The sequence below is a fragment of the Natrinema limicola JCM 13563 genome, from assembly GCF_000337475.1.
GTDB lineage: Archaea > Halobacteriota > Halobacteria > Halobacteriales > Natrialbaceae > Natrinema > Natrinema limicola.
In genome coordinates, this window is record NZ_AOIT01000010.1 from 109,614 (window position 1) to 129,487 (window position 19,874).

Annotated in this window: 22 protein-coding genes, 2 tRNA genes and 1 other RNA gene; 7 read left to right on the forward strand and 18 right to left on the reverse strand. The window is 64.1% G+C overall.

Annotation, left to right across the window (positions count from 1 at the left end; all coding sequences use genetic code 11):
* Positions 1 to 105: 105 nt before the first annotated feature.
* Positions 106 to 178, reverse strand: a tRNA-Asn gene (locus tag C476_RS00690).
* A 94-nt stretch (positions 179 to 272) separates the two neighbouring features.
* Here C476_RS00690 and cca point away from each other — a divergent pair.
* The gene (gene cca / locus C476_RS00695; RefSeq protein WP_008008845.1) at positions 273 to 1,643 is read left to right on the forward strand and encodes a CCA tRNA nucleotidyltransferase; all 1,371 of its coding nucleotides are present in this window, start codon (positions 273 to 275) and stop codon (positions 1,641 to 1,643) included.
* Positions 1,644 to 1,661: 18 nt separating this feature from the next.
* On the opposite strand, the gene C476_RS00700 is transcribed toward cca, so the two are convergent.
* The 3 genes from C476_RS00700 to C476_RS00710 all read right to left on the reverse strand — a co-directional run bounded on the left by C476_RS00700 (position 1,662) and on the right by C476_RS00710 (position 4,644).
* A complete protein-coding gene (locus tag C476_RS00700; protein WP_008008846.1) occupies positions 1,662 to 2,693 on the reverse strand; it encodes a histone deacetylase family protein in 1,032 nt (343 codons plus the stop codon).
* Between the two features lie 4 nt (positions 2,694 to 2,697).
* Positions 2,698 to 3,129 (reverse strand): histone, encoded by a 432-nt coding sequence (locus C476_RS00705; protein WP_008008848.1) that lies wholly within the window; start codon positions 3,127 to 3,129, stop codon positions 2,698 to 2,700.
* A gap of 66 nt (positions 3,130 to 3,195) precedes the next feature.
* Positions 3,196 to 4,644 carry a single-stranded DNA binding protein gene (locus tag C476_RS00710; protein ID WP_008008852.1) on the reverse strand — a complete coding sequence of 483 codons (1,449 nt, stop codon included), beginning with the start codon at positions 4,642 to 4,644 and terminating at the stop codon, positions 3,196 to 3,198.
* A gap of 321 nt (positions 4,645 to 4,965) precedes the next feature.
* Between C476_RS00710 and C476_RS00715 the strand changes: the two genes are divergently transcribed.
* Positions 4,966 to 5,038: transfer RNA gene (locus tag C476_RS00715), tRNA-Arg, on the forward strand.
* A gap of 533 nt (positions 5,039 to 5,571) precedes the next feature.
* Here the strand turns inward: C476_RS00715 and C476_RS00720 are convergent.
* The 6 genes from C476_RS00720 to rnpB all read right to left on the reverse strand — a co-directional run bounded on the left by C476_RS00720 (position 5,572) and on the right by rnpB (position 9,137).
* Positions 5,572 to 6,777, reverse strand: coding sequence for a putative manganese transporter (locus tag C476_RS00720; RefSeq protein ID WP_083857015.1), 1,206 nt, complete (start codon positions 6,775 to 6,777; stop codon positions 5,572 to 5,574).
* 182 nt (positions 6,778 to 6,959) lie between these two features.
* Positions 6,960 to 7,403: a metal-dependent transcriptional regulator gene (locus C476_RS00725; protein WP_008008855.1), complete on the reverse strand. Its 444-nt coding sequence runs from the start codon at positions 7,401 to 7,403 to the stop codon at positions 6,960 to 6,962.
* A 4-nt stretch (positions 7,404 to 7,407) separates the two neighbouring features.
* Positions 7,408 to 7,746, reverse strand: coding sequence for a helix-turn-helix domain-containing protein (locus C476_RS00730; RefSeq protein ID WP_008008858.1), 339 nt, complete (start codon positions 7,744 to 7,746; stop codon positions 7,408 to 7,410).
* A gap of 148 nt (positions 7,747 to 7,894) precedes the next feature.
* Complete coding sequence (locus tag C476_RS00735; protein WP_008008860.1) at positions 7,895 to 8,254, reverse strand: hypothetical protein; 360 nt, start codon at positions 8,252 to 8,254, stop codon at positions 7,895 to 7,897.
* A 104-nt stretch (positions 8,255 to 8,358) separates the two neighbouring features.
* Positions 8,359 to 8,547, reverse strand: coding sequence for a hypothetical protein (locus tag C476_RS00740; protein WP_008008863.1), 189 nt, complete (start codon positions 8,545 to 8,547; stop codon positions 8,359 to 8,361).
* Positions 8,548 to 8,756: 209 nt separating this feature from the next.
* An RNA gene (rnpB, locus tag C476_RS01405) (RNase P RNA component) lies at positions 8,757 to 9,137 on the reverse strand.
* A gap of 249 nt (positions 9,138 to 9,386) precedes the next feature.
* On the opposite strand from rnpB, the gene C476_RS00745 reads away from it, so the two are divergent.
* Entirely contained in the window at positions 9,387 to 9,986 is a 600-nt protein-coding gene (locus C476_RS00745) for a TIGR00296 family protein (RefSeq protein ID WP_008008864.1), read from the forward strand.
* Between the two features lie 68 nt (positions 9,987 to 10,054).
* Here the strand turns inward: C476_RS00745 and C476_RS00750 are convergent, their stop codons facing one another.
* The 4 genes from C476_RS00750 to C476_RS18250 form a co-directional block, all read right to left on the reverse strand.
* Complete coding sequence (locus C476_RS00750) at positions 10,055 to 10,324, reverse strand: hypothetical protein (protein WP_008008866.1); 270 nt, start codon at positions 10,322 to 10,324, stop codon at positions 10,055 to 10,057.
* Positions 10,325 to 10,415: 91 nt separating this feature from the next.
* A complete protein-coding gene (locus C476_RS00755) occupies positions 10,416 to 11,636 on the reverse strand; it encodes a nicotinate phosphoribosyltransferase (protein ID WP_008008867.1) in 1,221 nt (406 codons plus the stop codon).
* Between the two features lie 139 nt (positions 11,637 to 11,775).
* Entirely contained in the window at positions 11,776 to 13,431 is a 1,656-nt protein-coding gene (locus C476_RS00760; RefSeq protein WP_008008869.1) for an Hvo_1808 family surface protein, read from the reverse strand.
* Positions 13,432 to 13,492: 61 nt separating this feature from the next.
* The gene (locus tag C476_RS18250; protein WP_193788153.1) at positions 13,493 to 13,660 is read right to left on the reverse strand and encodes a hypothetical protein; all 168 of its coding nucleotides are present in this window, start codon (positions 13,658 to 13,660) and stop codon (positions 13,493 to 13,495) included.
* 115 nt (positions 13,661 to 13,775) lie between these two features.
* Between C476_RS18250 and C476_RS00765 the strand changes: the two genes are divergently transcribed.
* Both C476_RS00765 and C476_RS18800 read left to right on the forward strand, forming a co-directional pair.
* A complete protein-coding gene (locus tag C476_RS00765) occupies positions 13,776 to 14,348 on the forward strand; it encodes a cysteine hydrolase family protein (RefSeq protein WP_008008872.1) in 573 nt (190 codons plus the stop codon).
* Positions 14,349 to 14,465: 117 nt separating this feature from the next.
* On the forward strand, positions 14,466 to 14,630 hold the full coding sequence (locus C476_RS18800) for a hypothetical protein (protein ID WP_008008873.1): 165 nt from the start codon (positions 14,466 to 14,468) through the stop codon (positions 14,628 to 14,630).
* A 111-nt stretch (positions 14,631 to 14,741) separates the two neighbouring features.
* Here the strand turns inward: C476_RS18800 and C476_RS00770 are convergent, their stop codons facing one another.
* Positions 14,742 to 15,233 (reverse strand): PaaI family thioesterase, encoded by a 492-nt coding sequence (locus C476_RS00770; RefSeq protein ID WP_008008874.1) that lies wholly within the window; start codon positions 15,231 to 15,233, stop codon positions 14,742 to 14,744.
* Between the two features lie 32 nt (positions 15,234 to 15,265).
* Positions 15,266 to 16,162: a hypothetical protein gene (locus C476_RS00775; protein WP_008008875.1), complete on the reverse strand. Its 897-nt coding sequence runs from the start codon at positions 16,160 to 16,162 to the stop codon at positions 15,266 to 15,268.
* A 56-nt stretch (positions 16,163 to 16,218) separates the two neighbouring features.
* Here C476_RS00775 and C476_RS00780 point away from each other — a divergent pair, with 56 nt between their 5' ends.
* Positions 16,219 to 16,917, forward strand: a complete 699-nt coding sequence (locus C476_RS00780) for a lipoyl protein ligase domain-containing protein (protein ID WP_008008876.1) — start codon at positions 16,219 to 16,221, stop codon at positions 16,915 to 16,917.
* Positions 16,918 to 16,993: 76 nt separating this feature from the next.
* On the forward strand, positions 16,994 to 17,515 hold the full coding sequence (locus C476_RS00785) for a DUF7529 family protein (protein WP_008008877.1): 522 nt from the start codon (positions 16,994 to 16,996) through the stop codon (positions 17,513 to 17,515).
* Between the two features lie 3 nt (positions 17,516 to 17,518).
* Here the strand turns inward: C476_RS00785 and nadC are convergent, their stop codons facing one another.
* Positions 17,519 to 18,334 carry a carboxylating nicotinate-nucleotide diphosphorylase gene (gene nadC, locus C476_RS00790; protein ID WP_008008878.1) on the reverse strand — a complete coding sequence of 272 codons (816 nt, stop codon included), beginning with the start codon at positions 18,332 to 18,334 and terminating at the stop codon, positions 17,519 to 17,521.
* Position 18,335: 1 nt separating this feature from the next.
* A complete protein-coding gene (locus C476_RS00795; protein ID WP_008008879.1) occupies positions 18,336 to 19,874 on the reverse strand; it encodes an L-aspartate oxidase in 1,539 nt (512 codons plus the stop codon).

Consider the following 19,874-nt stretch of genomic DNA (forward strand, 5'->3'; position numbering starts at 1 on the left):
TCGGCCGCGTGCGACTCGCGCGTTCGAGTCTGGCTCGTTCCGCTGTTTTTCTCGTCGGGTCCGCTCGGAGCTACCACTTCTCGCGAGTGGGTCCTCGGAAAACAGCGCCGAAGCCAGGACTCGAACCTGGGACAACCTCGTTAACAGCGAGGTGCTCTACCATCTGAGCTACTTCGGCTTACTCCCTTGTTGCCGGGTGCATTTAATAGGACTTTCGTTTTCCCGGCAGCGGGTTCGATACCCTTTCACGCACCGCTCGAGTGTATCCAGCCATGAGCGATGAGGACGCTGACTGTGACGTCGAGCGGGTCGTCGCCGCGGTGCGCGACCGCGTCGATCCGGCTGCCGAAGAACGGGCACGGCTGCGCGAAGTCGCCGATCGGCTGATCGAGCGTGCCGAGACGGCGGCCACGGAGCTGTGTGCCGATGCCGACGTTCTGCAGGTCGGCTCGACGGCCAGAAACACCTGGATCAGCGGCGACCGCGATATCGATATTTTCGTCCGCTTCCCGCCGGCGCTCGACCGCGACACCTTAGAAGAGTACGGCCTCGAGGTCGGCCACGCGACGGTTCCCGACGGCCACGAGGAGTACGCCGAACATCCCTACGTGAAAGGCGAAGTCGAGGGGTTCGACATCGACGTCGTCCCCTGTTTTCGCCTCGAGTCGGCGACGGAAATCCGATCGGCGGTCGACCGGACGCCCTTTCACACGCAGTATCTCGAGCAGCGACTTGACGACGACCTCGCCGGTGACGTCCGGGTCACAAAGCAGTTTCTCAAGGGGATCGGTGTCTACGGCAGCGACCTCCGAACGCAGGGCTTTAGCGGCTATCTCACCGAACTGCTCGTCTGTGAGTACGGTGGCTTTCGGCCGTTACTCGAGGCTGCGGCCGACTGGCACCCCCCGGTCGAACTCGACCCCGAGGAGCACGGCCGTGTGAGTTTTGACGATCCGCTGGTCGTCATCGACCCCACCGATCCCGAGCGCAACGTTGCTGCCGTCTGTGCGGCCGAGAACGTCGCGCGGTTCCAACACTATGCCCGCGCGTTCCTCACGGCCCCCCGACCGGACTACTTCGATGCCGACGACCCGGAGCCACTCACCGACGCAGCGCTCCGCGAGCACCTCGAGCGGCGAGCCACCACACCCATCGCCGTCCGGTTTGCCGCCCCCGATCTCGTCGAGGATCAACTCTATCCCCAACTCTACAAGTCACTCGACGGGATCACGAACGGGCTCGACGATCGTGGGTTCGACGTGTTCCGGGCGACGACGTTCGCCGACGACACCGCCGTCGTCTTCGCCGAACTCGCCGTCAGCGAACGGCCAGCCGTCGAGCGCCACGAAGGGCCGCCGGTTCAGGTCCGTGACCACGCCGCCGGCTTCTACGACGCCTACGCGGACGACCCCGACGCCTACGGGCCCTTCATCGAGGACGGCCGGTACGTCACCGAGCGCCCGCGATCGTTTACCACGGCCCGCGAGTTCCTCGAAAGCGACCGGCTTTTCGATGTCGGCCTCGGGGCACACGTCGAGACGGCACTCGAGGACGACTACGAGGTCCTCGTCGACGATGAGATCGTGGCGTTGCTCGACGAGTTCGGACAAGAGTTGGCAGCGTATTTCGACCCACAGCCCTGAGACAGACCTGATAGCGTCTCAGAGGCTGTCGACATCCACGTCGAGGTCGTGTTCGTCGAGCACGTCCTCGAGGGTATCTATCGCCTTGTCGCTTGGGTCGTCGTCGGGTTCGATCGGCTCGCGGCCGTCGAAGGTCTCGTGGACGAGCGCGACGCTGTCGGCGAGGACGTCCAGTCCGTAGCCGCCCTCGAGGATAAAGGCCAATGCAGCGTCGAGGTCGTCGGCAAGTGACCGCATGCGGTCGCTCAGCAGTGCATAGGCTTCCGTCGAGAGTCGAATCCGCGAGATCGGGTCGTGTTGGTGGGCGTCAAAGCCCGCACTGATAAGGACGAGATCCGGATCGAAGTCGGTGAACGCGGCGGCGATCGGCCCGTCGATGGCGGCCAGATAGCCGTTCTCGTCGGTGCCAGCCGGCATCGGGATATTCATCGTCGTTCCCGCACCGTCGCCCTCGCCGGTTTCGTCGATGTCGCCGGAGCCGGGATAGAGGCCCTGCTCGTGGATCGAAACGAAGAACACGTCGTCGCTGTCGTAGAAGATGTCGTGTGTCCCGTTGCCGTGGTGGACGTCCCAGTCGAGAATCGCCACGCGGTCGACGTCGTAGTCGTCGTGATCGAGCGCATACTGGGCGGCGACGGCGGCGTTGTTGACGAAGCAAAACCCCATCGCGTCGTCGTAGACCGCGTGGTGGCCCGGCGGTCGGCCGATCGAAAACGGCGTCTTGCGACCTGTCTCTCCCTCGAGTGCCGCTTTGGCGGCCCAACAGGCGAGCCCGGCGCTCCGGCGAGCCGCATCCCAGGTGGCCTCGACGGCGGTGGTATCTGGATCCCAGTTGCCGCCGCCGTTCTCACAGAACTCACGGACCTCTTCGAGATACTCCCGATCGTGGACGGCAGCCATCGTCTCGAGGTCACAGGGGTCGGCCTCGACGTATTCGACGCCGTGTTTACGCTTCAGTCGTTCCCGGATCGCTCGTAGCCGGTCCGGCGACTCCGGGTGTCGCGAACCGGGATCGTGTGCGAGACAGTCCTCGCTGTAGCCGAACTGCATTTGCTCACTCGAATAACGAAAAGTACGTCTCGATGTCGTCGTCGGTGATCGTCCGCCGGTCGGCGTGGCGTGCGAGGATCGCCGCCGCCCGGGCGACGTTGTCGGCGTAATCCTCGAGGATGTCGGCCAGCGCGACGCGGGCGTCCATCGAGACGCGATAGCGGTCGTCGATCTCCAACCGAGCGATGCGATCAACCGGTGCGACCGGTAACTCGAGGTCGTCCTTGTCGATGACCGCCTCGACCCCGAAATCCTGGGCCATCAGTGTCTTGCGGCCGTCCGCCGTCGCCTCCTCGGCGGCGTCGATCGCGAGCTCGCTCCCGTGTTCCTGAATCCGCGTTGCGAGTTCCCTGGACGCATCGGCGCTCACCCGAAGCTCGCCCGCGTTCCGCCGGATTATGGTGTCCACCGGGGCGAACGGGAGTTCGACGTTCATATCACTATAGGCGAAGCTAACGCCCTTAACGCTTTTCCTAGGTTCGTGATGGGGTTGCTCGAGGCGTCAGAACACGTCGTTTGCCTCGAGACGACCATCGCGGACGACTCCTCGGGCGGTTACCTCTTCACCGAGGCCGACGTCGGCATCGGTTGCGACACTCATGGTCTCCTCCCCGTCGTCGAGGACGACCGGATCGCCCGCCTGCACGACGACGCCGGTAAACTCGAGTTCCTGTCTCTTATACACATCTCTGAGNGAGCCGGTATCGTCGGGCTCGGTCGTCGTCGACCCGGTATCTGTGTCATCTGTTGCCGTTTCTTCGTCGGTTCCGTCGCCGGCAAAGGCAGACAGACCGGCGTTCTCGTCGCTCGAGTCGTCGGCATCCGTCGACCCATTCGAGCCGGCCGGCTCGGATTCTAAGACCGTAATCGTCGACTGCCAGCCGGCGGAGGCCTCGAGGTCGTCCTGCCAGCCGTCCTGGATCTCGACGTCACCCAGCGCGACTTCGTCGCCCGGCCCGATGTCGGTGTCGGCTTTCTCTCCCCACAGCGCGACACGGATGTCGCCGGTCGCATCTTGAACGCGGATGTTCCGGACCTGCCCCTCGGAGCCGTCGTCGCGGTCGAACGTCCGTTTGGGGTCGGCCGAGCGGACGACGCCCGCGATGTCGACCGTCTGGCCGATTTCGAGGTCTTCGATCGGTGTGCTCTCGGGGACGTACTCGACGTCTTCGTCGACTTCCTCGACGGCACCGCGGTTGCCGACGTGGAGTTCTAGCTGTCCGTCGCGTTCCTTGACGTAGCCGTCGATCACCTCGACGGTCGCTCCGGCCTCGAGTTCCGTGGCACGGTCGGCCTGTTCGTCCCAGAGTGTTACGCGCACGCGCCCGGTAGAATCCCCGAGGACGAGATTAGAGACTTTCCCCTCGGAGCCATCGTCGCGGTCGAACGTGCGCACGCTGTCGGTATCCAAAAGCAGGCCGACGAGGGTGACGTTCGAGAGGCCAAGCGAGAGGTCCTCGATCGCGTACGTATCGGAGACCTGCACGTCGACCTCGGTGTCGTCGTCGGGTTCGACATCGTCGACGCTGACCTCGACGCCGGAAAAGCCCTCTTTGGGACGGCCCTTGATTCGGAGGACCTGTCCCTCCTCGAGTTCTTCGATGGCGGCTTCGGCATGGTCGTCCCAGAATGCTGCCCGAACCGAGCCGGTTTCGTCTGCGACCTCGACGTTGACGACTTGCCCGTCTTCGTCCTCGCCGTCACGCTCGAAGGTTCGTTTCTCGCCGATCGAAATCACCTTGGCGACGAACTTCGCCTCTTCCATTCCGGGCTCGATATCGGCGATGCCACCGACCTCGCTCTCGCCGACTTCGTGAGCGACGAGCATCGCTGCCGTCTCCTCGTCCGCGAGTCCCCCCATCTGCTCGACTTTCGCCTCGACGACCTCGCGAAACTCCTCGAGAGAAACGTCGGCCTCAAGGTCCTCGTATACACCCTCGATGTCGCTCATTCTATGCTCGTGCATGGGTAGCCCGCGCATAAGCGTTATTCATTCGCTGCTTTCCCGTGTGGGAGTGTTCGACGCGTCCAGTACGCATACTGGCCGGAGCGACCCATTCCGTCGTCGCAGACCCAGCATGGAACCGCCACGACCTGTCGGGGCTCGAGCAGGGACTCATACCCCACCTGGCCGCCTTTCAGTATATAAATCCCTGGCTGGCTACTGTGATACTCTCTCCCTCGAGACGTGTCGGCAGACAGCAGGAATCGACAGCCAGCGGCGGCTTCGTTTCGAAAGGGCTTTAATGGTATGCCGGTTACGTAGAGATGAGTCCTGATAGGGTAGTGGACTATCCTCTTGGCTTGCGGAGCCAGGGACCGGAGTTCAAATCTCCGTCAGGACGCTCACTCCTTTCGAGTGCTTCACGTTGTTCAGCACTCGCTGTGTCGTTCGGTCCTGACGTGCCTGACGCTCACTGCGTTCGCGTCAGACTCCGTCAGGACGTTTCTGCCGACACCAAACCGCGAGCAGAGCGAGCGGCTGGTGTCGGTAAAACTCTAACGCGGAGATTTGAGCAGACAAGTTGCAGCCCGGAACGGCGCGTTGCGCCGCATGCCCGGAACATCTTGGCGTGTTCAAATCTCCGTCAGGATGCTCACTCCTTTCGAGTACGTCACGTTGTTCAACAGCCGCGCTTGCGTTCGATCCTATAGTAGCCACTGAAAGTCAATGCACACTCGATCGCACGACGGCTGTGCGATCGGCGTGTAAATCGTTTCCGTTGTTACTATAGCATCCCAACGCTTGCTCGCGCTCGCGTTGGACTCCGGCAGGACGTCGTGACCAATGTAACACCGACGAGCCACCGCCAGGAAGCGCCGTGGGCGAGCACTATAGACGATGCGATCGGTGTGAAAATCGAGTCAGAACCGTAGTTTACCCGGCCAGTGCGAACCAGAATTGGGGAAGATCGAACAGCTGCCAGAGGATGTGAACGGCACCACCGGCGACGGCAGCGGGGATCACCGTATAGATCGTCGCGACGATCGCTGCTCGGTAGTCGATCGCCAGCAGCGGGAAGAACGCATCGCCGTCCTGACTAATCGCGTTGGCGAGAAGTGCCGAAAACGGGATCGCACCTTCGCCGTACGCTGTGGCGATCCCGACGTGCACGCCACAGCCCGGTAATGCCCCGATGAGAGCACCGCCGATGGGTGCAAGCATCCCCGCAGTCGGCAGTTGTGCAAACTGGACGTCGGCCATGGTCGCGAGTTCGAACGCGAGGAGTGCGACTGCGACCCAGAGCACGATCCGGCTCGTCGACGCGGCACTCCGCCACAGCGCGGACATGAATCGATACAGACCGGTCCGATCGGTGGCCGGCGCCGTTCCGCGGGCGTACACGTATCCGGAGAGTGCGATCCCCGCCACGCCGACGGCCGCTATGACGTCGGTTTCCCAGAGGACGAGCTGTGGCTCGGATTGCGTGAGGAGTGCGCGCATACTGACGCCCAGTCCGACGAGGGCGATCGTCCACCACGAAACCAGCACGACCCACGACCACAGGTTTGCCGCGGTGGCGACCGAACTGGCCGGCCGACGGGCAGTGCCACAGGCCGCGTGCCCGGATCGAGTGGCCATGCCGCCGTCGGCGGCCGTCGCCGGCTGTCTGACGATCCGATCGATTCGGGCCGTCCCAGTCCCGTATTTTTCTATTAGCAGCCCGGAGAGAACCGCCGTCACGAATGCGATCCCGTACGCGATCGGGGCCACTTCGGGTGCGACAGCGAGCAAGACGAACGCCGAATCGCCGGCCGTCGCCGCCAACGTCGCGACGACGGTTCCGAACCCGACGGCACCACGACCGTACAGTGGCATCACGGCGATCGCTCCCCCACAGCCAGGAATCAATCCGAGTACCGCTCCAACAACCGGCTGGAGGGACTCCGACTCACTGAACCAGGATACAATCGTGTCATTGACGAGGATCCGTCCAAGTTCGACTACTAGGACCGACAGTGCAACGAGCGACCCGATGATCGCCCACGTTTCGATGGCTACCCCCGAGAGCATCTCCACGATCATCTCCAACCACCAGCCAGACATCCCCTGCAATCGGGGCACCGATGTGAATACCACCATTCGAGTCTCCCTGCAGCGATCGTTCGTCGCATCTTTGTTTTTAGGTTGCCCTAAAACAACTTAACCGTTACAGACGACGAAACCGTTTCGGGTTTGATACGCGCTCTCGATCCGGCTTGTGAAATTATCGCTGATAATCGAGCGGAAGGGGGAACCGCGAAACCGTCACTGCCCGTCGTCGATCACGAGACCAGTATATTGCACTCGTCGGGCTCGGTTGCCTCGCAGTACTCGCTGCATGGCTGATCGAATCGGTCGCTGAGTTTGCAAACGTCCTCGTGCGAGAGCAGTCGGCCGATACGATAGGCCTGTTCGCTCTGTAACTGGACGCGTGACGTGGCCTCGAAAAACCGTTGGACAGCACAGCGTCGCCAGCGGAATTCCCGGGCCACGCGCTCGCCACACGCTGTTAGCTCGGCACCGTAGTACGGTTCGTGCGTTACCAGTCCCTCCTTCTCGAAGCTGTCGAGCATTTCGGTAACGCTCGCCGCGCTGACCTCGAGGAAGTCGGCGAGTTCGCTGTTGCTAATCGGTGGGTCGTCGGCCAGCGTCAGGGTCAACATCCCACAGAGATATCGGCCTTCACTGAGGCTGATTGTCCGCTCGTCGTCACTTGTGGTTGCCATCGGCCTAGTTCGGGGTTTCAGTACTCACCGAATCGATCGTTCCGTCCCCGCGACCGTCTGCTCGCCAGTAGACGACCGTCCGACCGGTCTTTCGTCGGCACAACTCGCCGTCGGAGACGAGTCGATTGAGTTTCCGTCGTGCGGCTTCCGTCGTGATCCCGAGGCCGTCCGCGACATCGGTCGTCGTGACGACCGGGCCAGCGACGTCGTCGAACACTGCGAGCACGTCGTTGCCCCCGATCGTCTGGACGAACTGTCCGTCCTCGTCACGCAGCCGTTTCCGTCGTCGCTTTCGGCGGCCGGTCGTTCTCGCTCCCCGCTCTTGTCCGTGTCCGGATGCCATCACGTTCACTACCCGTGGCGGTACCTATACCCTGTTGCTAGTACCAATATTGTATTCGAAACAGCTCTCTCTCTCCCACAAACCCGAAACGCGAGTCCCTTCGAGGCGCGCTCTCGAGGTTGCATCGGCACCGACGTACCTGCTTGTGTCAGAGTTTGTTAAACTCGATATCGTCTTCGTCGACACGGGCTTGTAACGAATCGCCGTCTTCGACGTCGAATTCCCGTTCACCGGACGGACCGCCTTCGACATCGACGCTGAGCGTGTACGTACCCGACGACAGCACCTCGTCGTGTTCGAACGCATCGTCGGGCTCGATGGCCGCACGTTTGGATAACAATTCCTCGCCATCGGTGTCGACGAGCGTTATGTCGGCCCTCAACTCGCTATCGGTTCGGTTGAATACGACCACGTCCGGATTCCCGCCGAGGATACTGCTACAGCCCGCCAGAAACGTTGTTCCGGCAATCGCTGTCCCGACGAGGGTGGCCCTTCTAGTCGTAGCCATTAGCCATGCAATAATATTCTACCAACCATATTAAAATCATTAAGAAAATAGGAACATAATACAATCCAGATATGAACGTCGCAGCGGATCGCTGCCGGGCGGGATCATCCTAGGCGATCACGAAGGACCAGCAAAGCGCCGCCGACGACGAGGACGACGGCGATGACCGTTGGTGCGAGTTGTCCACCTCCCCACTCCCACCCGAGTAATCGGGTTCCGACGATCGCTATGATCACGATGACGACACCGAGTACTGTCCCCGGTGACGGCTGGCTGTTGAAGTCGGAGGGCATATCCACTTCCGCAGACGATAATTCAATATAAAATTCTTTTCTAGAATGACAGGGCATGTCTCCCCGAGCGTGGGCTTTCCCTCAGAGTCACGGCGTCATACGGTCTGCTATCACTGGGTACCGGCGCACCCACGACCCGTCCTGCGGGTGCGCCGGAACTGACTGATCGGAGTCCGTATCAGCTACTCGCCTCGGTCTCCGTAGAAACTGGGTGAGAGGAGTAAGCCCCCTTCTGTTCATCCCGGCATTCGGCTGAGCGTCCACGCCGTCCGCGGCGATGCCGCGGGGTGTTCGGGCTACCACGGCGCGGACTTGCACCGGTGAGGGTTCGCCGTTCCATCGATCCTCGGCCGTCAGTGCGTGGTCGGTCACGTCGAGCGTGACCTGCGGAGTTCAACCGCGAGCAACATGCGACCACGCTTCCCTCTGCGGGTTAGCTCCCCTTCCTCTCGGTCGGGTTCGCGCGCATCATCGGTCGGGCCGAGACGTGTCGTTTCTGTTCCAGAGCCAGCGGTCTCCCGCTCCGGACTTGCGTCCGGTCACCTGCCCGAACAGGTGGGGGGACTTTCCTCGCGGGCGTTGGGCAACCCAGAGGGTTGGCCAACGTTACGAGCGTGATGCGTCCCGAAGGGACGATCACGTTACGAGCGTGGAGCGACTCGGAGAGTCGGTCCACGAGAGGTGGTCGCGCCGTTGCCGGCGCGACCATCGCGGCAGCCAGGCTCTCTCTCCCAGTCATTCTAGGGTCGGTTGCCGAATAAGTCCCCCGATTGGGACTCCAAAAAGCGCCCATCGACGAATGGAAGCGCTTTAGGACGACTACTGCCATGGTTATCTGTATGTCCCAGGGACAGGGCGTCGACCTTTCCTACGAGGACGGTGCACGTGCGGTCGAACTCGCGCGCGAAGCCGTCAACTCTTACGTACGACACGGGCAGCGAGAACAACCGGGCAGCATGCGCGAAGCCTTCTACGAGCGAACCGGGGCGTTCGTCCGCCTCGAGTCGACCCGCGGCCGTGGCAGCCTGCGTGGCTGTGCGGGTGGCTATCGCTCTGGCGATCAGCTCGGCCACGTCATCGTCGACGCGGCGATCGAAGCCGCCAGTGGGGACTCCTGTGGCTCCGAGGTGAGTCCCTCTGAGCTGTCGAACCTGACGGTCTCGGTCTGTATCGTCAGAAACGTCGTGCTGACCGACGACCCGCTAGCCGACCTCGAGGTCGGCACCCATGGCGTTGCCGTCGACGGCGGCGATGGCGGCTGGCTCTATCCGACGGTCCCAGTCGAAAACGGCTGGACCGCCCGCGAATATCTCGAGCGCACCTGCCGGAAGGCAAAGCTCGCACCGGATGCATGGCAAGACGACAGCGTCGGCGTCACGCTGTTCGAAGGCCAAGTGTTCCGCGAGCGCGAGGCCGACGGCAGCATCGAGCAGGTCTGAACGGGCTCACGGTTCTTCGAGACACTCAGTACGCCGATAGCAATGCGCAACGCAGTCCGGTCCCGCGCCTAGCTCGTGTCGTCGCTCGATTCGGCTGCTCGATCGGGGTCCAGCCGCTCGAGTTTCGCCTCGAGCAGGGCGTTCAGCGCCGCGAACACGTAATGGACGGTAAACCAGAGGACGAACAGGTTGACGATGAGGATCAGCGGGATCGAGAGCAGTGTCGGTCCCGGGAGGAGGACCACCGTACAGACGCCACCGACCGCAAAGACGATGACGAGGCGGATCGCAAGCTGCGTCGCGATTCGAGAGTGTGGGGGGTCAGCGGCGGCGACCATCGATGATCGGTTTTCTCGCGTCCGGCAAAAAGTCAACTATCGTACCTTCGTTGGCGTCTTTTCGCGCTTGCGTCCAGTCCAGTTCAGGCAGCTATCGGTCGGGTGACGGCGTCTTGTGGTCGAATCCGACCGCCTCGGCGTCGGCCAGACATCGCTCGGTCGCCGTCTCGAGGTCGAACTCGCGGACGATCTCGCCGTCGCGGACCAATGGCTCGAGCAACGATTCACCGTCGGCTGGCCCGTCGCGGTCGGCGAGCGTGACGTGGTGGCCGCCGTCGGGGGTTCGATAGACGTCTTTGACCCCAGAGAGTTTCCCGCGCTTGGAGATGGGTTCGCCGTCGTCGCCGGACTGCGTCCGGCTGCTTGAGGGATCTTCCGATCCCTCGCTGATTTCGACGATGTCCAGACTGAAGTCCACCGAGTCGGCACTGGTGATGTGGCTGCCGACGCCAAAGCCGTCGGCGACGTCGTGCAGTTCTCGGATCGTCTCGGGGGTGAGCCCGCCGCTACAGAAGATGTCGACGTCATCGTAGCCCCGTGCGTCGAGTTCCCAGCGGACTTCGCGGATGATGTGTCGGAAATCGCCGCGTCGGGAGCCAGTCGTGTCGATGCGGACGCCGTCTAGGTCCTCGCCGAGCGTCTCGGCGGCCAGCAGACTCTCGCTTTTCTCGTCCCAGAAGGTGTCGACCAGCGCGGTTCGGGGGACGTCGTCGCCGACAGCCTCGTCGAACGCCGTCCAGGCCTCGTCTTGGTGGCCCTCACCGAAACAGAACATGAGTGCGTGAGGCATCGTTCCGCCTGCCTCGCGGCCGAGGATCTCCCCTGCTGCGACGTGTGAGAACCCATCGAGGCCGGCGAGCAATGCGGCGCGTTCGACGGTCGCCGCGATCGACGGGTGGACGTGGCGCGCGCCGAACGACAACACCAGCGACTCGGGGGCTGCCAGTCTGGCCTCGAGTGCGGCCGTCGCGAAGCCACTCGGCTGGGAGAGGAAGCCGAGCAGCGAGGTCTCGAGTGCGGCAAACTCGAGGTACGGGCCTTCGATTCGGAGGACGGGGCCGCCGTCGAACAGCTGGCCGTCTGGAAGCGCGTCGATATCGACGGCGCGGCCCTCGAACAGCGTCGCCACGTCTTTTACGCCGGTGAAGACCTCGAACTCCCCGGTCGGGAACTGGTCGGCGGTCACTTCGGCGACGACGTGGGGGTTTTTCCCCGCGTGCTCGAGCGTGGCCCGCGTGCGCTCGAAGTAGGCATCAGTCGCGTCCCCCTCGAGAATAGCCTCTGCGGGAACGGTTCCGAACGGGTTTGACATATCGCCGGTTTCCCGTGGGAGGCAAAAAAGCTACCCGTCTGCCGGCGCGCAACGGCGATGAACGGTCGCCGTCAATTCGATATGGAAGCGTTTCCGACGCAACCAGTCGATTGAATGAGAGATGTCGCGAGGACAGTCGCTATCGCCTGCGGCCGACGGCAAGCCAGATACCGATTCCGAACACCGTGACTACGATCGCGCCGACCGCGGCTGTCATCCCGAAGCCGGCGGTCGATTCGGGCGCGGCACCGGCGTCGACGTTCGACAGTGCTGCCACCGACGGAGCGCGGACGATCGTCGCCGTCGTCCCGTTTCGCTCGAAATAGTACGCGCCCGAGTAGCCGCCATCGTCGATCACGAACGTGTTCTGACGAGCTGCGACGGGCTCGGCACCGTGGTTCTCGAGCAGTTCTCGATATCCCTCGAGGAACTCGCCGGTATCCTCGGCCGACTGCCACTTCGTTCGCCAGACGTAGCCGGCCTGGCCCGCCGCGTCGGCGGGATCGGTCGTGTTGTCGATCTCATCGGTGGTGTAGATGACCAGTTTGTCGCCGGCCCAGCCGTCGGTGTAGTCGTGGTCGTAATTGAACCCGCGACCGCCGCCCATGACGTCGAGATCGGTCCTGTCGAGCACTGACGGTTGCTCCTGAGTCATCGCGTCGGCGGCGAACATCGCCACCATCCCTGCTTCACCGATGGTGTCGTTTGCCACCACACCGTCGACGGTGAGCTGTCGCCAGCCGTCGCTCGAGCGGTCGGGGACCGAGACGGCGGCCGGCTCGCGCTCGGAGCCGGGATGGATGACTGCCGACGTGGTTGCCGGCGGCTCGTCGTAGGCCGCGTTGACCGCCGACCAGCCCTCGCCTTGCTGGCGCAGGTAGTCGATGTAGTCTGGCCCGTCGCTGTAGGGCTGGTAGATAGCGAAGTAGATGCCCCAATTGACGTCGAACTGGCCGGATCCCCCGTCGCTACGGGGTGTAAGACAGTCCCACGTGACGCCACAGCGACGCTCGTATTCGCGTTCGACCCAGCTCGCATCGCCTTCGATCAACCCCTTCGTCGCTAGGGTCGCGTCCTGTGTCGAGCCGTTGAGTTCCGAGAGGTTGAACCGCTGGTCTTGCAGGGCATGGACGAGCTCGTGGCCGAGCGTGAGTTCGTCCAACGCCGGTGTGTCGGGATTTTCGGAGACGATAACGATCTCGTCAGTCTCGGGATCGTAGTAGCCCTTGACGGCACCGCCGTACACTGTCTTTGTCGCGTTGACCGCCGTCGTGTCCCGACCGACTGTAAACAACGCTTCGTAGCCGATGTTCTGTTCTACCCGTTCGGCTGTCGTATAGTTCTCGAAGCGCTCGTCGTTGGTCTGCCGGTAAGTTTCGCGGGAGACGACGTCGACGGCGACTCCCTCTTTGAACGTTTGGCCCCGAAGTACCTCGACGCGGGCCATCGCTCGGTAGACGACGGGCTCGAGTTCATCGTCGTCGACGACTGTGTCCGACTGGTTGTCGACCGGGAAATCGTCGTCGTACCAGTAGCCTTCGACGTAGCCGACGGTGTTCTCGGTCGATGGGTTCTCGGGGCGGTCGTCCGGTGGGGCAACCGCGGCGGTTGTGGCCGTGGTCGATTCCAGACGAGGGGTCGGTTCGGCTCGATCGACACTGGCGGCAGTCGTCCCGCTGGAAGCTGCGGTCGCGCTGGCTGCGAGGACCGGGCCAGCGAGGCCGCTTGTCACCAGCGCTCCGACGAGGACCAGTACGAGGAGGACGACGGACGTGCGGGGGCGCGTCGATGGCATCTGACGTGACTAGTGATCCATTTGAATAGAAGTGCAAAAAGCACGACGGTCAGACCGCCACTCACTCGGCGTCGGTCGACGCCGCCCGCCAACCAGACAGGACGCTCAGAACCGCAGCCACGAGGCCGGCCAGCAGGGCGAGCGCTCGCCGGTGCATCGACGCCTGCAGCTCGTAACTCCGGTCGCGCGCCTGATCGTTGAACGGTAGCCACTGAAAGTCAATGCACACCCGATCGCATGACGGCTGTGCGATCGGTGTGTAAATCGTTTCAGTTGTTACTATAGAACCGGGGCTGCAGCGGACACGAACGTTTTCACGACTCCGCCCGTACGACCGTCTAGCTATGCGCCTCGAGCCAGACCGCACAGCAGTGGTGGTCGTCGACATGCAAAACGGGTTCTGTCATCCCGAAGGATCGCTGTACGCGCCGGGCAGCGAGGCCGTCATCGAGCCGATCGCAGACCTAGTCGATCGCGCCCGCGAGGCCGGCGTCCAGGTAATCTTCACCCGCGATGTCCACCCACCGGAACAGTTCGACGACGCCCACTACTACGACGAGTTCGAGCAGTGGGGCGAACACGTCCTCGAGGACTCGTGGGAGGCCGAGATCGTCGACGAACTCTCCGTCATGGCGGGCGATCAGATCATCGAGAAACACACCTACGACGCCTTCTACAACACCGAACTCGAGGGATGGTTGAATGCCCGCGACATCCACGATCTGGTGATCTGTGGCACCCTCGCGAACGTCTGCGTGCTCCATACCGGCGGCAGCGCGGGTGTGCGGGACTTCCGGCCGATCCTGGTCGACGATTGTATTGGCGCGCTCGAGGACGAACACCACGAGTACGCCTTAGAGCACGCCGACTGGCTGTTCGGCGAGGTCGAATCGAGCGCCGATCTCGAATTCGCCTAATTGCGACAGCCGTCCCACCGGCTTTTTCGTCGCCGGCGATCCAACGTGCGGTATGAACGGCTTGCTGCTACGTCGTGCGCTCTCGACGATCCAGATGTGGACGGACGGTGACGGTCGATGAACCAACAACAGTTGCGACCACTATATCTGCTCGGCATTGCGGCCAGTGCGTACGCGCTCTGGTATTTTGTCACGGCAGGCTCGAATCTGTATGCGATCGTGTTCGGGCTCGTGACTGTCACTCTCGTGGTACGGCTCCGAAAACTGACTGCTGACTCCTGAGGCGGACTCCTGTCAGTCAGTCAGTCAGTGCCGGTGGGACCGTGACCGCCCTGCAGTCCAACCGGGACATCGGGACAGCAGACCGTCTGAGTCGGTGTCGTGGACTCGCACTTACTGTGACCGAAAGACCCGGTATGCGCCCTGTCCGATGGCGACGACTTTCGTCTCCCCGTCTGGCGTCGTACTTTCGACGGTGACCTCGCTGACACCGACGCTGCTACCAACTCGGATCACGTCTGCAGTCGCAACGAGATCGCCCGTCGCCGGGCGCAGATAGTTGACGTTCAGGTTGATCGTCGCGATCTTCGTCTCGAAGGGGTCGTCCATCGCCGTCCGAAGCGAGAGCCCACCGACAGTGTCGATGAGCGTCGCCGCGACGCCACCATGGAGGTCCGCCCGCTCGTCGGGGTCGGCGGTTGGCCGCGTGTTCGTCAGCTTCTCGTCGTAGGGAATCGACATCGTCATCGTCCCATCGCCGACGTTGTCGACGCTCGTATCGAGCCACGCGAGGAACTCGTGGTCCTCCTCGAGAGAGTATTGGAGCAGACTCTCGAGGTCGTCGAACTCGTCGAACACGTCCGCCGGTGGCGTCTCCTCGGTCATAGCATCTCGTCTGTGAGCGACGGTCTTGACGGCTACGTTTCTCGATGTCTCTCTTCGTCTCGGTCGCTCGAGCGAACCCGCACCTGAACCCGGTTGCCGACCGCGAACGACCGCTCGGGACAGATCAGTTTCGCGCCGAAGTCGCCGTCGCGCGCACAGAACAGCGACAATCCGGTGATCGGCTCGTCGTTTGCCATCACGGTCACGTCGTCCCACGTGATCGTGCGGCCGTCGGCGACGCCGAGTCGATCGCCGTTGAGCGCGACCACGGGGTCGGTGTCGTCGTCACGCTCGAGCACCCCACCGCCGTCGTAGTGTGGCAACCCGCCGTCTAGGACGCCACCCCCGTCGGCGCGCACGCCGACGAAGCCAGTGCCGGGTTCGGGGTGTGCGGGTGCATCGAGCACGGCGTAGGTGTCGCCGGTCGAGACGACGCGGCCGGTGCCGTCCCACGCGAGCGGCCGGACCGAGACGCCGAGTTCGAGCGGGAGCGACCCCGACGCTCGATAGGGGTTCTGCTCGGGGCCGCGAACCCCCACGTGGAGGTGGTTGTCGACCCACGGCGCGAAAAAGCCCGCCCGGACGAGTCGGCCGAGCGACTCCCCTCGTTCGACAACGTCGCCGGCCGCGACCGACGGCTCGACGTGGAGGATTCTGACTGTCAGTCCCGCGAGTGGACTCGAGTCAGTGGGCTCGAGCAGGATCAGGTGATCGTGTTCGGGCGCGTAGGGTTTCGGCGGTGCGCGGACAGTGCGGGTCTCGCGGACGATGCCGGCGACCGGGCTCGGCGCGGCAGTCGTCCGCCCGTCGACCAGCGTCCCGGGATAGAGATCGATCGCACAGCCACCGTCGTGGGCGGGATACGGCGAGTTGTACAGCGAGAAGCGCTCGTACTGCGCCAGCACGGACGCGGGAAGCGTGACGGCCATCGGATATGAACGCTGGGTGGCGGGAGCGTTTAGACCCACCGGGTCTAACTCGTGGTATGCGCGTCTTTCGTGGCCGGGCAGGGTCCATCGAGACTGATCGCGAGGCGAGCCGACGGCTGCTTTCGATCGCCGCCGACGGCGAATCCGCCGTCCGCGTCTGGACTCCCCATCGACAGGTCGCCTTCGGCCGTCGGGACGCTCGCCGCGAGGGGTACGACCGCGCCCGCGCGGCCGCCGACAAACGTGGGTTCCCGCCGATCGAGCGCGACGTCGGCGGCCGTGCGGTGGCCTACGACGGCGCGACGACGCTGGCGTTTGCCCGTGCTGAGCCGGTCACGGACAGCAGGACTGGCACGACCGAGCGGTACGAGCGCGCCACGACCGCCCTCGAGCAGGCGCTTCAAAACCTCGGCCTCGAGCCAAGCCACGGCGAGCCCGACGACTCGTTCTGTTCCGGCACGCACTCGCTTTCAGTCAATACGCGCGCGGACGGGCGAGAGCGCAAGGTCGTCGGCATCGCCCAGCGCGTTCGCAGTGACGCTGCCCTCGTCGCCGGAATCGTGCTCGTGGCCAATCGTGGTGATCTCGCGGCCGTACTCGAGGCGATCTACGACGCACTCGACGTGGCGCTCGAACCGGCGTCAGTGGGGAGTATCACAGCCGCAGGCGGGCCGTCCGATCCCGAGCCCGTTCGCGCGGCGATCGAGGACGCGCTGGTCGGCGACGCGACCGCCGTTTCGATCGAATCGCTATGAGCGGCTGAGATACTGTTTTTTGCTTCGCGGTGTTCGACTCGCATATGACGAGCCGATCACGACCGGAGGGAGCGCAATGACGACGGACGAGTCAGCCGATGACGGGCCGGACCTGACCGAATCCCTGTGGAACGATCTCCTCGAAGATACACGAGCGGTCGCAGATGAGTACCGCGAGGACGGCTGGGACGTCGCCGTCCTCGAGCCCACCGACATCGCACCGGTCGACAGCGAGGAGCGAGTCGGCCTCGATGTGACGGTCAGCGCAGACGAGTACGACGTCGTCGCTGGACTCGTCGAGGACGGAGACGTGACGATCACCGCAGCGGACGTGTACTATCGACCGCTCGCCGCCGAGGAGACCGACCAGCGAGTCGCCCTCGCAGTCGAGCGCGACGACGACAGCGAGACGGCGATCTTGGTCCCACTCGCCTACGACATCACGGCCTGTCGCTCCGTCTTCGAAACGGCGCTGCTCGAGGAACAACTGCTGGTGCACGTCCTGGCCGATCCGGACGACGGCTGGGTCAGCTTCTCCCACGACGATCCGTCGCTGTTTCTCGAGGAGTCGGACGTTCGAGCCTGGGACGAAGAGTAATACTCACTCCCCGGTTCGAAACGACAGATCGAGCGACGGCGCGGAGTGGGTTAGCGACCCCATCGAGATCACGTCGACGCCCGTCGCGGCGTAGTCGGGCACGTCCGCGAGGGTGATGCCGCCGCTGGCTTCGGCCAGCACGCTCTCGTAGTCTGTGAGTTCGTCGACGGCCGCCGCCGTCTGTTCTGGCGTCATGTTGTCGAGCAAAACGATGTCTGCACCCGCTTCGGCCGCCAGCGGGGCGTCGGCGACGGTCTCGACCTCGACCTCGACTTTCGTCGCGAACGACGTTCGCTCCTGAAAGCGTTCGACGGCGTCCTCGAGTCCCAGTTCGGCGACGTGGTTGTCCTTGACCATCACCATGTGGGAGAGATCGAGCCGGTGGGTGTCACCACCGCCTGCGACGACCGCGCGCTTCTCGATGCCGCGCAGACCGGGCGTGGTCTTTCTGGTCGCCGCGATGGCGACGTCCTCGGATTCGGTTCGCGCCTGTTCGACCGCCTCGCGGGTCCGCGTCGCGACCCCCGAGGCATGGCCCGCGATGTTGACGGCGACGCGCTCGCCGCGCAGCACCTCGCGGGCACCCCCGACGACCCGGAGCAGTTCGTCACCGGGTTCGACCGCGGTGCCGTCCATGAGCCGATCGGTCACGGGCACGTCGAGGTACTCGAAGACGGCCGCCGCGGCCTCGAGGCCAGCGGCGACGCCTGCCTCTTTCGCGACGAGCCGGCCGACCGTCTCGCCGGGAACCTGATTGGTCACGTCGTGGTGGCCGACGTCCTCGCGGAGCCAGCGTTCGATCTGTGTGTCGGTGATCATCTCAGTCGTCCGCCGTCGGTTCGACCGTCGATTCGTCGGCGTCCGTCGCGACGTAGTGACAGCCCACCGACTCCGTATTCTCGCCGGCCGCACGCGCGATCAACAGCGCGACGACGCTCGCGTTCCGGAGTTCGTAGAGGTCGCGCGCCGTCCGCGTTCGAATGTATGCGTCGACCTCACCTTTCAACCGCCGAAGGACGGCACTCGCGCGCGCGATCTCGTCGGGGTCGCGCTCGAGGCCCAGATACTCGTCCATCGTCTGCTGGAGGCGCGTGAACTTCTCGGCCGCGAAGCGTTCGGGCAGTTCGGGATCCCGATTCAGTAATTTGGGTGCCTCGACGACCTCGGGATCGAACCCGGTTGCGTCGTCGCCCGCGCGTAGGCCCCAAACGAGGCCCTCGAGCAGGCTGGTACTCGCCAGCCGGTTCGCGCCGTGGACGCCGGTGCGGGCACACTCGCCGACGGCGTAGAGCCGATCGAGCGAGGTGCGACCGCGGTCGTCGACATCGATGCCGCCACACAGGAAGTGTTCGGACGGCGCGACCGGAATTTCGTCGCCCTCGATGCCGCGATCGCGACACTTCTCGGCGATGGCAGGGTAGTCGGTCTCGAACTCGAGCGGGCTGACGTCGAGGACGACCTCGCCAGTTGCCTCGCGTTCGGCCTCGACTGCGCGGGCGACGACGTCCCGCGGTGCGAGGTCGCCCTGTGGGTGGTAGTCGTCCATGAATCGCTCGCCGTCGCCGTTGCGAAGCACCGCACCCTCGCCGCGCAGCGCCTCGGAGAGGAGGAACGGGTCCTCGCCGTCGTAGGCAGTCGGGTGGAACTGGATATACTCCATGTCCGCGATGTCCGCGCCCGCAAGCGCGGCCATGGCGATGCCGTCGCCGGTGGCGTCGTCGGGGTTGGTCGACCGGCTGTAGAGCGCGCCGACCCCGCCGGTCGCGAGCACCGTTGCACCTGCGTAGATCGGTTTGCCAGTCGGTTCTTCGTCAGAGACCACGCCGTGGACGCGGCCCTCGTTGGTGATCAACTCGAGTGCCGCGGTGTCCTGACGAACCTCGATACGATCGTGGTCGTCGACGTACTGCAGGAACGGCCGGAGGATGTGCGTGCCCGTCGCGGCGTCGACGTGGAGGATGCGGAACTCCGAGTGGGCGGCCTCGCGCGTGTAGTCGAGGTCGCCGTCGGCGGTCTCGTCGAAGCCGACCTCGAGCGTATCGATGAGCACGTCCTCGACGGCGTCGTCGGCGTGGTTGACGAGGGTGTCGACGGCCGCGGGATCGGCGGTACCGTCGCTGGCTGCGATGATGTCCCGTTTGAGGCTCTCTGAGTCCCCGCGCGTCGTCGAGATCCCGCCCTGTGCCCAGTCGGTGCTGGCGTCGTCGGGTTTCGTCGCTTTCGTCAGCAGGAGGACCTCCGCGCCCTCCCGTGCGGCCGACAGGGCGGCCGCACAGCCCGCGATACCGCTGCCGACGACGAGCACGTCGGTCGTTTCGCCGTCTGTCGTCGTCGCCGTGCTGGTGGTAGTTTCAGTCAT